Raw genomic sequence first — 14,894 nt, 5'->3', positions numbered from 1 at the left:
CCTGTCAAGGCACGAGGCCGCGATGCGCTTGAGGAAGAAAGTGGGCCGTTCCTCACCACGGTTCGGAGAGACTTTCGCCGATGGCGAGAGCGCTCCAACGTCGGCTCAGACGCGCGAACTCCTGTCGGATGGCGTCGCGCCGCGCCGGCGTGTAGGCCGCGCGCTCCTCCGCTGACATCCCGTCCAGCAGACTGCGCGCCGACGGTGCCATCTCGGCCCCGCGCGCCCGCAGCGCCGGATCGTCAGCCTGCTGCAGCCAGTCCTGCCAGCACACATATGTAGCGCGCTCGGAGCGGGCATAGTCCTCGCTGCGTTCCGGCATCAGGCGCTGGTCCTTGGTCTCATGCCTGCGGCGCAGCCGCGCGGCCTCGCGGGACGAGGTCGCATGCGGGACCAAATGAAAGGTCCCGGCCGTGCCGCCGGCCGCGAGCCGCCCGAATACGGCGCCGTCAATCCCGAGATGCTTTTCGACGATGAAGTGTTGCAGATCATGCGGCATCCAGGGATCGAAGCCAGGCGCCGGGCTCATTTCGAGGGTGTGTCCGTCGCCGAGCGTCGCGCGCACCGCGTAGCGGCGTTCGCCGGTGCGGACGAAGGAAACAGTCATTGGCGGTCGCGGACGACGAGACATGGACACTCGCAATTGGCAGCTGCGGCTGAACAACGGCCCCATCATACCGCCGCGGGTGAGGGATCGATAGATGCGCGCGGACCTGCTGGCGAGCGCCGTAGCGCAATGCAATAGCGGGACAGCCTCTGGTGTCGCCGGGTCTGGTCTCGCTCTTGCTTCGATCAGGTGCGTCAGGAGCCACATGCGCGCACTCATCGTTGCCGATCTTCATTACTCGCTGCCGCAGTTCGACTGGCTGGTGGCGGCTGCCGATCATTTTGATGCGGTGGTGTTCGCCGGCGATGCGCTCGATCTCGCCTCGATCGTCGACATTCGCGCCCAGATCGTGGTCGTGAAGACATATCTCGCGCTCCTGGCGGCCAAGACGCGGGTCATGATCTGCTCGGGCAATCACGACCTGGAGGAGCGCAACCCGGATGGCGAGAAGATCGCGGCCTGGATCAGGACGGTCCGCGAGCTCGGCATCGCAGCCGACGGCGATGACCTTCTGATCGGCGACACGCTGTTCTCGGTTTGCCCATGGTGGGACGGTCCTCTCGTCAAGGCCGCCATCGCAAGCCAGCTCGATGCCGCCGCGAGGCGCGACACAGCCCGCTGGATCTGGGTGCATCATGCGCCGCCGGCCAACTCGCCGGTGAGCTGGGGCGGCAAGCGCTTCTTCGGCGACACCGAGCTCGAAGGCTTCATCGCGCGGCACCGCCCGGCGATGGTGATCTCCGGCCACGTCCACCAGTCGCCCTTCATCACGGATGGGTCCTGGTTCGATCGCGTCGGTGAGACTTGGGTCTTCAACACCGGGCGGCAACCCGGGCGACCGCCGACCTACATGGTGCTCGACACCGACGAAGGGCGCGCCTTCTGGTTGGCGGCGGGGCAAGCCGAATGGATCGATCTCGCCGGCCCCCTGCAACGCCCGGCGCAGCCCGTGACGGCGGCGCCGGACTGGCTCAGAGTCGTGGATCGGATTCCAGATCCGTTCCTGGCGAAACCTGCTGCGGCGGCAGGTTGATCATGCTCTGCAGCACCTCGCCGACCATCGAAAGATGGGTGCCGTGGCCGGCATATTGCCGCTTCAGGTCGGCGAGATAGCTGTTGGCGACGTTGAGGCGCTGCGCCAGCATGCGCGCAATCGCGAGCGTCGCCTCGGGATTTTCACTGAGGAAGCGTGGCGCATCCGGGATCTCGTAGATCCGGCAATCGACGAGCGCCCGCACGGTCGCCGTGTGCGGCTGCTCCAGCAGGAGCGACATCTCGCCGAACAGCGCGCCCGGCTCGGAGATGACGGCCACCGTGGCGCCGGCCTTGATCACCTCCAGCTCTCCGTCGAGCAGGATGTAGAGATGCCCAGTGTTGTGCCCCTCCTCGAGCAGCATGGTGCCCGCCGGAATGGCGCGCTCATGTCCGCCGGTGCAGTGGCGCAGGAAGTCGGTCATCGGTTCGCCCGCGATGTTCACGCCGCGCGCTAAGCTAGCCGAAGAACGGTTCATCGCCACGCGAAATCGTCCGGGCGCTTCGCACCAGCTGTCGCAAAGGATTTTGAACCCTTGTCCGAATTGAGCACTCGGCGGCGCCATCATCGTGATCGGGACGTGGGTTTGGCTCAGCCGCCGAGGCTCGATGGCAAGGTGGCTCAGCTTGGAGAGCAGCAGATCGATGAAACCCGACGCACAAACGCGCTTCTGGAGAGGATCGCCATCAGCTTGGAAAATCGACGCACCACAATAGCAGCGTCACCATTGCGAGGGTGCGTCCCAGCGGATGCTAATGGTAGGCGGCGAGAGATTCGAACTCCCGACCCTCTCGGTGTAAACGAGATGCTCTAACCAGCTGAGCTAGCCGCCCTCACGTCGCGCTTCTTTACCCCCTGCCCGATCCTCAATCAACGCCGGAACCACGCGGCGGCAGCGAGAAACCGCCGCAGCGGGAACGGTGGGGGCAGACCACGCACGCTCGAAGGGTCGGTGGCTCGATCCCCCAAACGAAAACGGCGCCCTTACGGGCGCCGTTTTCTTGGATCAGTTCGGACCTCAGTGGGCGGTCAGGCCGCCGGCGGCTTCGTCGCCATCGGCTTTCACCGGGACCTTGGTGTCCTCTTCCCAGACGATCGGCACCGGCTTGCGGACCAGGGCCCGGGCGACGACGTCGTCGAGACGGGAGACCGGGATGATCTCCATGCCGCCCTTGATCGCATCGGAAATCTCCGTGAGATCCTTGGCGTTGTCCTCGGGGATCAGCACCGTCTTGATGCCGCCGCGGGCCGCGGCCAGGAGCTTCTCCTTCAGACCGCCGATCGGCAGCACGCGACCACGCAAGGTGATCTCACCGGTCATCGCGACGTCGTGACGGATCGGAATGCCCGTCATGACCGAGATGATTGCGGTTGCCATCGCGACGCCCGCCGACGGACCGTCCTTCGGGGTCGCCCCCTCCGGAACGTGGACGTGGATGTCGCGGCGGTCGAACATCGGCGGCTCGATGCCGTAGACGATCGCCCGCGAGCGGACGTAGGACGCCGCCGCCGAGATCGACTCCTTCATGACGTCGCGCAGATTGCCCGTCACCGTCATCTTGCCCTTGCCGGGCATCATGACGCCTTCAATGGTGAGCAGCTCACCGCCGACATCGGTCCATGCCAGACCCGTGACGATCCCGATCTGATCGTCGCTCTCGATCTCACCGAAGCGGAACTTCGGAACACCCAAGAATTCCTCAACGGTCTTCTCGGTGATCTTCACCGACTTCTTCTTGGACATCATGAGCTCCTTCACGGCCTTGCGGGCCAGTGTGGAAATCTCACGCTCCAGATTACGTACGCCCGCTTCGCGGGTGTAGCGCCGGATCACGAGCAGCAATGCGTCGTCGTCGATCGACCACTCCTTCGAGTCCAGTCCGTGCTTGGAGATCGCGCTGGGGATCAGGTGCTTGCGGGCGATCTCGAGCTTTTCGGTCTCGGTGTAGCCTGCGATGCGGATGATCTCCATGCGGTCCATCAGCGGCCCGGGAATATTCAGCGTATTCGCGGTCGTGATGAACATGACGTTCGACAGGTCGTAGTCGACCTCCAGATAGTGATCGTTGAAGGTCGTGTTCTGCTCGGGGTCCAGGACCTCCAGCAGCGCCGACGACGGGTCACCCCGGAAGTCCGAGCCCATCTTGTCGATCTCGTCCAACAGGAACAGCGGGTTCGAGGTCTTGGCCTTGCGCATCGACTGGATGATCTTGCCGGGCATCGAGCCGATATAGGTCCGGCGATGACCGCGGATCTCCGCCTCGTCGCGCACTCCGCCCAGCGACACGCGAACGAACTCGCGGCCGGTGGCCTTCGCGATCGACTTGCCGAGCGAGGTCTTGCCGACGCCGGGAGGTCCGACCAGGCACAGGATCGGGCCGGTCAGCTTGTTGGCGCGCGACTGCACCGCCAGGTACTCGACGATGCGGTCCTTGACCTTCTCCAGCCCATAATGATCCGCATCCAGAACCGCCTGCGCGGCCTCCAGATCCTTCTTCACCTTGGACTTCTTGTTCCACGGGATCGACAGCAGCCAATCCAGATAGTTGCGCACGACAGTCGCTTCCGCGGACATCGGCGACATCTGGCGTAGCTTCTTCAGCTCGTGCTGGGCCTTCTCGCGCGCTTCCTTGGAGAGCTTGGTCTTGTTGATGCGCTCTTCCAAATCGGCGAGCTCGTCGCGGCCGTCCTCGTCGCCCAGCTCCTTCTGAATGGCCTTCATCTGCTCATTCAGGTAGTACTCGCGCTGGGTCTTCTCCATCTGGCGCTTGACACGCGAGCGGATGCGCTTCTCGACCTGCAGCACCGAGATCTCGCTCTCCATCAGGCCCAGCACCTTCTCCAGGCGCGTGGTGACGGACAGCGTCTCCAGGATGCCCTGGCGATCGGCGATCTTGACGGCGAGATGCGAGGCGACGGTGTCGGCCAGCTTACCGAAATCGGTGATCGACTGAACGACGCCGACGACCTCTGCAGAGATCTTCTTGTTCAGCTTCACATAGCTCTCGAAGTCCGACACGACGGAGCGCCCGAGTGCCTCGGCTTCGACCGACTTGGCGTCGGTGTCCTCGAGCGCAACGGCAGTGGCTTCGTAGTAGTCGGCACGATCGGTGTATTTCTCGACGCGCGCGCGCTCCAGGCCCTCGACCAGCACCTTCACGGTGCCGTCGGGCAGCTTCAGGAGTTGCAGCACGCTGGCGAGCGTCCCGGTCTCGTAGATCGCATCCGGAGCTGGATCGTCGTCGGACGCGTTCTTCTGCGTCGCGAGCATCACCAGCGCGTCGTTCTTCATCACCTCTTCGAGGGCGCGGATGGATTTCTCGCGGCCGACGAACAGCGGAACGATGTTGTGCGGGAAGACGACGATGTCGCGGAGCGGCAGAACCGGATAGGCGTGGCTCTCGCCGTAAACGATGGTCGGCCGGGGTTTGGGGGTCGTCATGGCCTGTTCCTTTTGTTTAGCCCCCTTGCACGCAGTCCGCCATCGTGCGCAACCGCCACAAGGTGCGATCTGATCCGGACATCACTGACGCGTCGATATCGCCCGCTTGTTTCGGATCGTTGTTGAGGCGAATCCCGGGATTGAGATTTGTATCGCCACGCGACATTAGGTGGCTATCGACCCGGGGGGTGTCAAGTATCGGTAAACACCCGCCAAAAATGGCTTTACGCGGCGGGACGCTGAAACGCTGCGATGCCGCGGACATGACGTCCGCGGCGATCGCCGATCTAATAAATCGAGGTCTTCTGTCTCTCGTACCAGCGCGCCTCACGCGCTGGCGCTGCTTTCCACCGCGCGATCGGAGCGATCGGCGTAAATGTACAGCGGGCGGGCGGTGCCCTCGACCACTTCACGCGAGATGACCACTTCCTCGACACCCTCGAGACCCGGCAGGTCGAACATCGTCTCGAGCAGGATGCTCTCGAGGATCGACCGCAGACCACGCGCGCCGGTCTTGCGCTCGATGGCCTTGCGCGCCACCGCGCCCAGCGCCTCGTCGGCGAAGGTGAGCTCGATGTTCTCCATCTCGAACAGCCGCTGATACTGCTTCACCAGCGCGTTCTTGGGCTCGGTCAGGATCTTCTTCAGCGAGTTCTCGTCGAGGTCCTCGAGCGTCGCAACGACCGGAAGACGGCCGACGAACTCGGGGATCAGGCCGTACTTCAGGAGATCCTCAGGCTCGACGTGACGGAAGATCTCGCCGGTGCGGCGGTCCTCCGGCGCCAGAACCTGGGCGGCGAAGCCGATCGAGGTCGACCGGCCGCGCGCCGAGATGATCTTCTCGAGGCCGGAGAACGCACCACCGCAGATGAACAGGATGTTGGTGGTGTCGACCTGCAGGAACTCCTGCTGCGGATGCTTGCGGCCGCCCTGCGGCGGAACCGACGCAACCGTACCCTCCATGATCTTGAGCAGCGCCTGCTGGACGCCCTCGCCCGACACGTCGCGGGTGATCGAGGGATTGTCCGACTTGCGACTGATCTTGTCGATCTCGTCGATGTAGACAATGCCACGCTGCGCGCGCTCGACATTGTAGTCGGCCGCCTGCAACAGCTTCAGGATGATGTTCTCGACGTCCTCACCGACATAGCCGGCCTCGGTCAGGGTCGTCGCATCCGCCATCGTGAACGGCACGTCCAGGATGCGCGCCAGCGTCTGCGCCAGCAGCGTCTTGCCCGAGCCGGTCGGACCGATCAGCAGGATGTTCGACTTCGCGAGTTCGACGTCCGAGTGCTTGGTCTGGTGATTCAGCCGCTTGTAGTGGTTGTGGACGGCGACCGAGAGCACCTTCTTCGCATGGTTCTGGCCGATGACGTAATCGTCCAGGACCTTGCAGATCTCCTTCGGGGTCGGAATCCCGTCGCGCGACTTGACCAGCGAGGACTTGTTCTCCTCGCGGATGATGTCCATGCAGAGTTCGACGCACTCGTCGCAGATGAAGACGGTTGGACCTGCGATCAGTTTGCGGACTTCGTGCTGGCTCTTGCCGCAGAACGAGCAATATAGCGTGTTCTTCGAGTCGCTCGTGCCGACCTTACTCATTCCTGTCTCCGTCCGCGGTTCGCTCTTGTCCGCTCGTTCGTCCCGATCCGGCACGGGCCGGACCAGACTGGTGAAAGAGCAAATTTCGTACCAAAATTAACACCTTGTTCTTCACCTGTCGTGCACCCACGACCTACGCGAATCCCCCACGATCCATAACTCGACACTCTAGCCAATCATGCTGTCATCCGACTATCAAGAATTCGCTAATCGGAGCACAGACCCTAGACCGTGACATTACCGTGATTTTGGGGCTTGACACGGCAATAACACGCGAAATCAGCGGAGCGTTGCGTGTTTGCCACGCCTATTTGCCGGCCGCACGGCAAGGTTGCGGCTCTTTTGGGACCCTACCTCAGCACCTTTGCCGACCGAAGCCGGTAAAGGAGCCGCCGTTACATCCCCCAGGCCCGTCCATCGGGCCCCGCGTCGCTTACTGTTGGCTCACTTGCCCATCGCCGCCGGATCTTCCGGCCGCTTGTCGATGACCTTGTCGATCAGGCCGAACTCCTGGGCGGCTTCCGCCGTGAGGAACTTGTCGCGCTCCAGGGCGTCCTCAATCGCCTTGTAGGGCTGGCCGGTGTGCTTGACGTAGATCTCGTTCAGCCGCTTCTTCAGGTTCAGGATCTCCTGGGCGTGCAGCATGATATCGGTCGCCTGGCCCTGGAACCCGCCGGACGGCTGATGCACCATGATGCGCGAGTTCGGCAGCGAGAAGCGCATGTCCTTGTGGCCGGCACAGAGCAGCAGCGAGCCCATCGAGGCCGCCTGGCCGGTGCACAGCGTCGACACCGCCGGACGGATGAACTGCATCGTGTCGTAGATCGCGAGGCCCGACGTCACCACGCCACCGGGCGAGTTGATGTACATCGCGATTTCCTTCTTCGGGTTCTCGGCCTCGAGGAACAGGAGCTGAGCGACGATCAGGGTCGCCATGCCGTCCTCGACCGGACCGGTCACGAAGATGATGCGCTCCTTCAGGAGGCGCGAGAAGATGTCGTAGGCGCGCTCGCCGCGGTTGGTCTGTTCGACCACCATAGGCACAAGGTTCATATAGGTTTCGACGGGATCGCGCATGAATCACCCAAGGGTTGGACCAGCAGTTGAGACGACCGGCCGCCGCAGGTGAGGCTCATTTCAACGAGCAGCGACGGACAGGTGTCCCGTGATGCAGAACTTCAAGACCGAGCCCACAGATATGGACCAATTTGCCGGTGACAAGACCGGGTGCCCTGGGCCGCCGCAAGCGAGGTCGTTGCCCTGTTCAAGCTGATTCCCGCGGCGGCGGCCAGCGCCGGAACCTGGACGACCGGCGCTTTCGCCGGTCAACCTTAATCTCGCGCTTATGTCGCGAACCCTACGATGGACAGCCTGTTCAGGCCGCCTTGTCGCTGTCGTCGTCCTTGAACAGCTCGTCCTTGGAGACCTTCTTCTCGGTCACGTTGGCGAGTTCGAGGATGAAGTCGACGACCTTGTCCTCGTAGATTGGCGCGCGCAGCTGCGCGAGCGCCTGCGGGTTGCTGCGATAGAAGTCCCAGACCTCCTTCTCGCGGCCCGGCATCGAGCGCGCACGCTCGATCACGGCGCGGCTGACCTCGTCGTCGGTCACGGTGATCTTGTTCTTCTCGCCGATCTCCGACAGCACGAGGCCGAGGCGCACGCGGCGGTCGGCGATGGTGCGGTACTCCTCCTTCGCCTTGTCCTCGGTGGTGTTCTCGTCGGCGAAGGTCTTGCCGCTGGAATCCATCTCGGCCTTGACCGAGTTCCACATCAGGTTGAACTCCTCGTCGATCAGCGACGGCGGCGCATCGAACTTGTGGGTCTCGTCGAGACGGTCGAGCAGCGCGCGCTTGACGCGCTGGCGGGTCGCCTGGCTGAACTCGCCGGCGAGACGATCGCGCATCAACTGCTTCAGCTTGTCGAGCGATTCGAGGCCGAGCGTCTTGGCGAACTCATCGTCCACCACCTTGTCTTCGGGCGCCTCGATGGCGGTGGCGGTGGTTTCGAACTCCGCCGCCTTCCCGGCCAGCTCGTTGTTGAGATAATTGGTCGGGAACGTGACCTTCAGCGTGCGGGTCTCGCCGACGCCGATACCGATCAGCTGGTCCTCGAAGCCGGGAATGAAGGTGTTCGAGCCGATCACGACGTCGATGCCCTCACCCGTGCCGCCCTCGAAGGCGACGCCGTCGATCGTGCCCTTGAAGTTGATCTTCACGCGGTCACCGCTCGCCGCCTTCGCGCTCTCGGCCTTCGCCGCGTAGCTGCGGTTGGCATCGGCCAGGCGCTTGATCGCCTCATCGACATCGGCATCGGTGATGTCGGCCACCGGCTTCTCGACCGAGAAGGTCTTGAAGTCGGCGAGCGCAATCGCCGGCACGACCTCGACGGCCACGGTGTAGGTCAGGTCCGACTGGCCGGAGAGGATCTTCTCGACCTCGGCCTCCTCCGTCGGCATCGTCACCTTCGGCTCGGTGGCGAGGCGGAAGCCGCGCTCGGTGAAGATCTGCGTGTTGGTGTCGCGGATGGTCTGGTCGATGGTCTCCGCCATGACCGACTTGCCATAGATCTTCTTCAGATGCGCGACCGGCACCTTGCCGGGGCGGAAGCCGTTGATGCGGACCTTGTCCTTGAGATCGACCAGCTTGGCGTCCGCCTTGGCGTCGAGATCCGCCGCCGGAACGCTGATCTGGAACTCGTGCTTCAAGCCTTCCGACAAGGTTTCTGTGACCTGCATGGCGTCAATCTTCTTCCGCTTCGGTCCGAACCCTTGCGATCCGGACACATCTGACTCAATTGTGGACGACGCGCAGCAAAAGGCTTTGCGCCGGTGGGATCGGCGGCCCCGCTTCTCTGTCCGAGAGAGCGGGTCTGCCGGTAAAACTTGGGGCAAACGCCGGAGAAGCGCTTGGTGCGGGCGGAGGGACTCGAACCCCCACAACTTTCGTCACTGGAACCTAAATCCAGCGCGTCTACCAGTTCCGCCACGCCCGCGTGAACTGCATCGATAGCCCGGCCGCGGTGCCGCGGGCGGCGCGGCTTATACCACGCACGAAACCGTCCGCAGCAAAAAAATGGGCTGTCGAAAGCACCACCGGCAGGCCGATCGACCGTGTCGCACGCACAGATAAGGGAAAACAGCATGATCCGCATCCCCCTCATCGCACGATGTTTTGTCGCATGACGGAACCGTCGGAGGGGCTCAGCCGCCGCGCCCTGCTCGGCGGCCTTGCGGCAGCCGGCGCGGCCTCGTTTGCCCGCTCGGCTCGGGCCGGTGGCCGAATCTCGGTTTCGTTGAACGCTCGCGGCGAATCTCTCGTGCTGGCCCAGGGACGCTCGGCCAGCCCGCTCTGGCGGCTGGCTGCACCGGCCCCGGTGGTCCGGCTCGCCCGCGGCACGGCGCTCGACCTTGACCTTTCGAATGGCCTTTCGATCCCGGCCGCGTTGTCCAGCCGCGGCCTCACTTTGCCCGCACCGCTACTGGCGCAGGCGGAGATCGGCCCCGGCGGCCGGGCCACCATTCCAGCCCTGGCGTCGCGGGCCGGGACCGGCCTGCTCGACCTGCGGCTGCTCGCCGACGCCGTGCCGATCCGCCCGCAGCCTGTCATCGTCGATGAGGCCGCGACGGTAACTGTCGACCGCGACGAAATTTTCCTGGTCGAGGATTTCAGGCTCAAGGCGGACGGCACCGCGGTTGCGCCAGGAACCGAAGCGCAAGACACCGAGCTCATCTACACCGTCAACGGGCACATCCAGCCGGAGATCGCGCTGCGGACCCATGCACGGGTCAGGCTGCGGTTCATCAATGGCTGTCAACGCGCTGTGATCGCGATCAAAATCGCCGACCTCGACGCCGTCCGCGTGATGGCCATCGACGGCCAGCCGGCCGAGCCTTTCCTGGCTCGAAACGGCGCGGTGGTGCTGCCGCCCGGCGGCCGTACCGACGTCTTCATCGACATGCCCGCCGCCAAGACGGTGCTGGCCGTGCTGCTGCACGACGGCAGCAATCCGCGTCCCCTCGCCCGGCTGGTGGCGTCGAGCGAGCCGCCGCTCCGTGCCGCCCCACCGCCGCCGGCGCCGCCTTTGCCGTCGAACGGGTTGCCGGACAAGCTGGACCTGAGGACCGCCGCTCGGGCCGAGCTCGCGCTCGACGGCGCCGGCTGGCAACCGCCCGCCGCGTTCAACGCCGCCGGCGCCCCCACCTTCCAGGCCAAGGCCGGCCAAGTGGTCGTGCTGGCATTGGCGAACAAGACCGCCGGCACCCATGTGGTCCACCTTCATGGCCAGCCGTTTCGGCTGCTCGACCGGCTCGACGACGGCTGGAAGCCCTATTGGCTCGACACGCTGGCGCTGGAGGCCGGCCAGACCCAGCGCATTGCATTCCTTGCCGAGCAGTCCGGCCGGTTCCTGGTCGAGAGCATGGCGACCAACTGGGCGGCGCCGCGGCTGCTGCGGTGGTATGAGATCAGGTGAGGAAACGAACCTGAGGGAACAGTCCCCATGACCACTGCCGCCATCACCGGGGTCACGGCGCGCGCCGTGATCACGCCCATGCAGCGCCCCCTGCGCAACGCGTTCGGCATCATCGACTCCGGACCGCTGGTGCTGATCGACGTCGCAACCGATCAGGGGGTTACCGGCCATTCCTACCTGTTCGCTTACACCAGGCTCGCCTTGAAACCGCTGCTGCATCTGGTCGAGGAGATCGGCCGAGAGCTCAAAAGCCAAGCGCTGGTCCCGTTCGACCTGATGAAATTCATGGACGCCAAATTCCGCCTGCTCGGCTGGCAGGGCCTCGTCGGCATGGCCGTCTCGGGCCTCGACATGGCGTTCTGGGATGCGCTCGGTCAGCTCGCGGGCAAGCCCGTCGTCGAGCTGCTCGGCGGCACGGCGCGGCCGATTCCGGCCTATGACAGCTATGGCGTGCTCGATGCCAAGGACGACGAGCGCACCTTGCGCGCCGCGCGCGACGAGCACGGCTTCCGCGCCATCAAGACCAAGGGCGGTCATGGCGATCTCGCGACCGACGAAGCGATGATCAAGGGCCTGCGCGCCCTGCTCGGCCCGGACATGGCGCTGATGCTCGACTTCAACCAGTCGCTCGATCCCGCTGAGGCGACACGTCGAATTACCAACCTTGCTGCCTACGACCTGACCTGGATCGAGGAGCCGGTGCCGCAGGAAAACCTCTCCGGCCATGCCCGGGTGCGCGAGCGCTCGGAGATCCCGATCCAGGCCGGCGAGAACTGGTGGTTTCCGCGCGGCTTTGCCGAGGCGATCGCCGCCGGCGCCTCCGACTTCATCATGCCCGACCTGATGAAGGTCGGCGGCATCACCGGCTGGCTCAACGTCGCGGGGCAAGCCGACGCCGCCTCGATCCCGATGTCGAGCCACATCCTGCCCGAGGCGAGCGCCCATGTGCTGGCAGTGACGCCGACGGCGCACTGGCTCGAGGTGCTGGACTTCGCCGGCGCCATTCTCGCCGAGCCGCTGCAAATCGTGGACGGCAAGGTCACCGCGCGAGGCCCGGGTCTCGGCCTCGCCTGGAACGAGAGCACGGTGGCGAAATATCAGGTGACGTGAGCAGGTTCAGCCAAGAGCAGGACGCGCCGTCGCCGCCTCACCCCCAACTGTCATCACCCGCGACCGGGCGATCCAGTACGCCGAGACATCGGCGGCTAAATCGATAGGCCGCGGCGTACCGGATGCCCGCCTTCGCGGGCATGACAGTGTGGTTGAGGCGACGACTCGCCCCTATTAATACTCGACGCCGAACCGGTCATAGAGCCGCCGGAACACCGCAGGCAAGGTCTCCGTCAGATCCTCCGCGATCAGCCCCGGTCCCGCCTCGTTGCCCGCCTCGCCATGCATCCAGACGCCGATGCAGGCGGCCTCGAACGCCGGCACACCCTGCGCCAGCAAGCCGGCGATGATGCCGGCGAGCACGTCGCCGGCGCCGGCGGTGGCGAGCCAGGGCGGCGCGTTGGCGGCGATCGCGGCGCGGCCGTCGGGCGCGGCCACCGTCGTGTCGGCGCCCTTCAACAGCACCACGGCGCCGCAGCGCACGGCCGCCGCGCGGACGCGCTCCAGCTTGGAGCGGCCGGGATGCTTGTTGCTGAGATCCGAGAACAGCCGCGGGAATTCGCCCTCGTGCGGCGTCAGCACGATCTGCGCCTCGGTCATCGCCCTGATCTGCTCGAACAACCGCTCCGGCGCATCGGCGAAGCTCGTCAATGCGTCGGCATCGAGCACGAGATGACGCTGCGCCGTCAGCGCGGTGTAGACGAGGTCGCGCGTGCGCTCGCTGACGCCGGTGCCGGGTCCGATGATGCAGGTGTTGTAGCGCTTGTCGCCGAGCAATTCGCCGAACGCGATTGCGGTGTCGGCGGCACGCACCATCACCGCCGTCAGCGCCGCAGCATTGACCGCCAGCGCATCGCGCGGCGAGGCCAGCGTGACCAGGCCGGCGCCCGCCCGCAATGCGGCCCGCGCGGCCATCCGCGCCGCGCCCGTGGCGGTGACGTCGCCAGACATCGCCAGCACGTGCCCGCGGGCGTATTTGTGGCCGTCGATGCGTGGCACCGGAAAATGGCCCTGCCACAGCTCGGGATCGTTCTCGAAGGCCTGCGGCCTGATCTCGGCGAGCACCTGGGGATCGATGCCGATGTCGGCGAGCCGGACGCGCCCGCAATGCTGGCGGCCCGGCAGCAGCAGGTGCGCCGGCTTCTTGCGGAAGAAGGTCACCGTCTCGGTGGCGCGGACCGCGATGCCCATCACCGCGGCCGTGGTGCCGTTGATGCCGCTCGGCAGGTCGACGGCGAGCACCGGCGCGCCATTGCCGTTGATCGCTGCGATGACGTCATGGGGCTCGCCGGTGACGGGCCGGCTGAGACCTGCGCCGAACAGCGCGTCGATGATCAGCGCCGGCTTGCCGATCGCCTGCGGCGTGAACGGCAGCACCGGAAACTTCCAGCCCTTGGCGGCGGAGGCCGCGTCGCCGTGCAGCGCGTCGCGCTCGCACATCAGGATGACCGACACGTCCCTGCCCTGCGCGGCGAGCTCGGCCGCGGCAACGAAGCCGTCACCGCCATTGTTGCCCGGCCCACACACGACCACGATCGGCCCGGTCTCGACCAGGTCCATGGCCGCCTCGGCCACCGCCTGTCCGGCGCTCAGCATCAGCGAAAAGCCCGGCGTGCCGGCCGCGATGGTCAGCCGGTCGGCGCGCTCCATTTCGCTCGTGGTCAAGATGTCCATTACCGCTCTCGTCCCCAGCCGCCGTCTTGCGCCGGCTGCGTGATGTCGTCCCCGTCGCCTCGCAGCGGACGTCGGCGCCCCGTCCCTCGGAGCCGGTGCGGGCGAATCCCGCGCTCCCTATTGCCGCGCCAGCCCGCAACTTCCAAGGGCGCTGCACATCTGGCAAGACGCGACGAAACCCGGCACGTCGCCTTTTCCCTGGGCATTTCGGACAGCGCGCGGCTCCGCCGTCAAGACTTGCACAATGTTTGATCTGTTTGCCTAATCTCAAGGCTCCGGTATTCTAGACGTTCCTTGAGGGAATCGTCGGGTGCTGGTGAAATGCCTGAATATCGGCTCCATTTGGGCCCGTTAACGACTTGGCATAGACCCTGCTTTTGTGGAGCCACTTCGGCACGGGGCAAGTCGGGCAATCAATCACCGGGCCTCCGCCGGAGAGTGTTGGGCCCGGTAACGAAATGATCGAACGACTTGCGCGTGGGCGCAGCCTGACGATGACCCACATGTTGTTTATAGCGGAATGCCCGGGAGGCGCTCAGTGAAGAAGATCGAAGCCATCATCAAGCCGTTCAAGCTCGACGAGGTGAAGGAGGCGCTTCAGGAGGTGGGACTTCAGGGCATCACCGTTACCGAAGCGAAGGGTTTCGGCCGGCAAAAAGGCCATGCCGAGCTTTACCGGGGCGCCGAATACATCGTTGATTTCCTGCCCAAGGTGAAGATCGAGATCGTGATCGGCGACGACCTGGTCGAGCGCGCGATCGAGGCGATCCGCCGCGCCGCCCAGACCGGCCGCATCGGCGACGGCAAGATCTTCGTGTCCAACATCGAGGAAGCCATCCGCATCCGAACCGGAGAATCCGGGCTGGACGCGATCTAGCCTGACCGGGGGGCCTCAACGGACCGTCCGCTCCGGGCCCCCCACGGAACGTTTGCTGCGCCAGCAGCCCCCACGGCAG

Annotated in this window: 11 protein-coding genes and 2 tRNA genes; 4 read left to right on the top strand and 9 right to left on the bottom strand. The window is 65.1% G+C overall.

The window, feature by feature from the left end:
* Window positions 1-52: 52 nt before the first annotated feature.
* Window positions 53-814, bottom strand: a complete 762-nt coding sequence (locus QW887_RS20760) for a hypothetical protein (protein WP_316170109.1) — start codon at window positions 812-814, stop codon at window positions 53-55.
* On the opposite strand from QW887_RS20760, the gene QW887_RS20755 reads away from it, so the two are divergent.
* Window positions 813-1,640, top strand: coding sequence for a metallophosphoesterase (locus QW887_RS20755; RefSeq protein WP_316165222.1), 828 nt, complete (start codon window positions 813-815; stop codon window positions 1,638-1,640). The genes QW887_RS20760 and QW887_RS20755 overlap by 2 nt on opposite strands.
* Here the strand turns inward: QW887_RS20755 and QW887_RS20750 are convergent.
* The 7 genes from QW887_RS20750 to QW887_RS20720 form a co-directional block, all read right to left on the bottom strand.
* A complete protein-coding gene (locus tag QW887_RS20750) occupies window positions 1,579-2,064 on the bottom strand; it encodes a cyclic nucleotide-binding domain-containing protein (protein ID WP_316185773.1) in 486 nt (161 codons plus the stop codon). The genes QW887_RS20755 and QW887_RS20750 overlap by 62 nt on opposite strands.
* Window positions 2,065-2,396: 332 nt before the next feature.
* Window positions 2,397-2,473, bottom strand: a tRNA-Val gene (locus tag QW887_RS20745).
* A 185-nt stretch (window positions 2,474-2,658) separates the two neighbouring features.
* The gene (gene lon, locus QW887_RS20740; RefSeq protein ID WP_315711533.1) at window positions 2,659-5,082 is read right to left on the bottom strand and encodes an endopeptidase La; all 2,424 of its coding nucleotides are present in this window, start codon (window positions 5,080-5,082) and stop codon (window positions 2,659-2,661) included.
* 327 nt (window positions 5,083-5,409) lie between these two features.
* Window positions 5,410-6,684 (bottom strand): ATP-dependent Clp protease ATP-binding subunit ClpX, encoded by a 1,275-nt coding sequence (gene clpX / locus QW887_RS20735; protein ID WP_012044595.1) that lies wholly within the window; start codon window positions 6,682-6,684, stop codon window positions 5,410-5,412.
* Between the two features lie 444 nt (window positions 6,685-7,128).
* Window positions 7,129-7,761: an ATP-dependent Clp protease proteolytic subunit gene (locus QW887_RS20730; protein ID WP_315711531.1), complete on the bottom strand. Its 633-nt coding sequence runs from the start codon at window positions 7,759-7,761 to the stop codon at window positions 7,129-7,131.
* A gap of 298 nt (window positions 7,762-8,059) precedes the next feature.
* On the bottom strand, window positions 8,060-9,418 hold the full coding sequence (tig, locus tag QW887_RS20725) for a trigger factor (RefSeq protein ID WP_316165219.1): 1,359 nt from the start codon (window positions 9,416-9,418) through the stop codon (window positions 8,060-8,062).
* 172 nt (window positions 9,419-9,590) lie between these two features.
* Window positions 9,591-9,675, bottom strand: a tRNA-Leu gene (locus QW887_RS20720).
* Window positions 9,676-9,849: 174 nt separating this feature from the next.
* On the opposite strand from QW887_RS20720, the gene QW887_RS20715 reads away from it, so the two are divergent.
* Entirely contained in the window at window positions 9,850-11,154 is a 1,305-nt protein-coding gene (locus QW887_RS20715) for a multicopper oxidase family protein (protein WP_316194936.1), read from the top strand.
* Window positions 11,155-11,181: 27 nt separating this feature from the next.
* On the top strand, window positions 11,182-12,264 hold the full coding sequence (locus tag QW887_RS20710) for an enolase C-terminal domain-like protein (RefSeq protein WP_316194898.1): 1,083 nt from the start codon (window positions 11,182-11,184) through the stop codon (window positions 12,262-12,264).
* Window positions 12,265-12,438: 174 nt separating this feature from the next.
* Here the strand turns inward: QW887_RS20710 and QW887_RS20705 are convergent, their stop codons facing one another.
* Window positions 12,439-13,938 (bottom strand): NAD(P)H-hydrate dehydratase, encoded by a 1,500-nt coding sequence (locus QW887_RS20705; RefSeq protein WP_316194897.1) that lies wholly within the window; start codon window positions 13,936-13,938, stop codon window positions 12,439-12,441.
* A gap of 538 nt (window positions 13,939-14,476) precedes the next feature.
* Here QW887_RS20705 and QW887_RS20700 point away from each other — a divergent pair.
* Entirely contained in the window at window positions 14,477-14,815 is a 339-nt protein-coding gene (locus QW887_RS20700; protein ID WP_009027873.1) for a P-II family nitrogen regulator, read from the top strand.
* Window positions 14,816-14,894 lie beyond the last annotated feature (79 nt).

The sequence above is a fragment of the Bradyrhizobium sp. SZCCHNRI3052 genome, from assembly GCF_032484895.1.
Lineage (GTDB): Bacteria > Pseudomonadota > Alphaproteobacteria > Rhizobiales > Xanthobacteraceae > Bradyrhizobium.
This window is presented reverse-complemented; position numbering and strand designations above follow the sequence as displayed.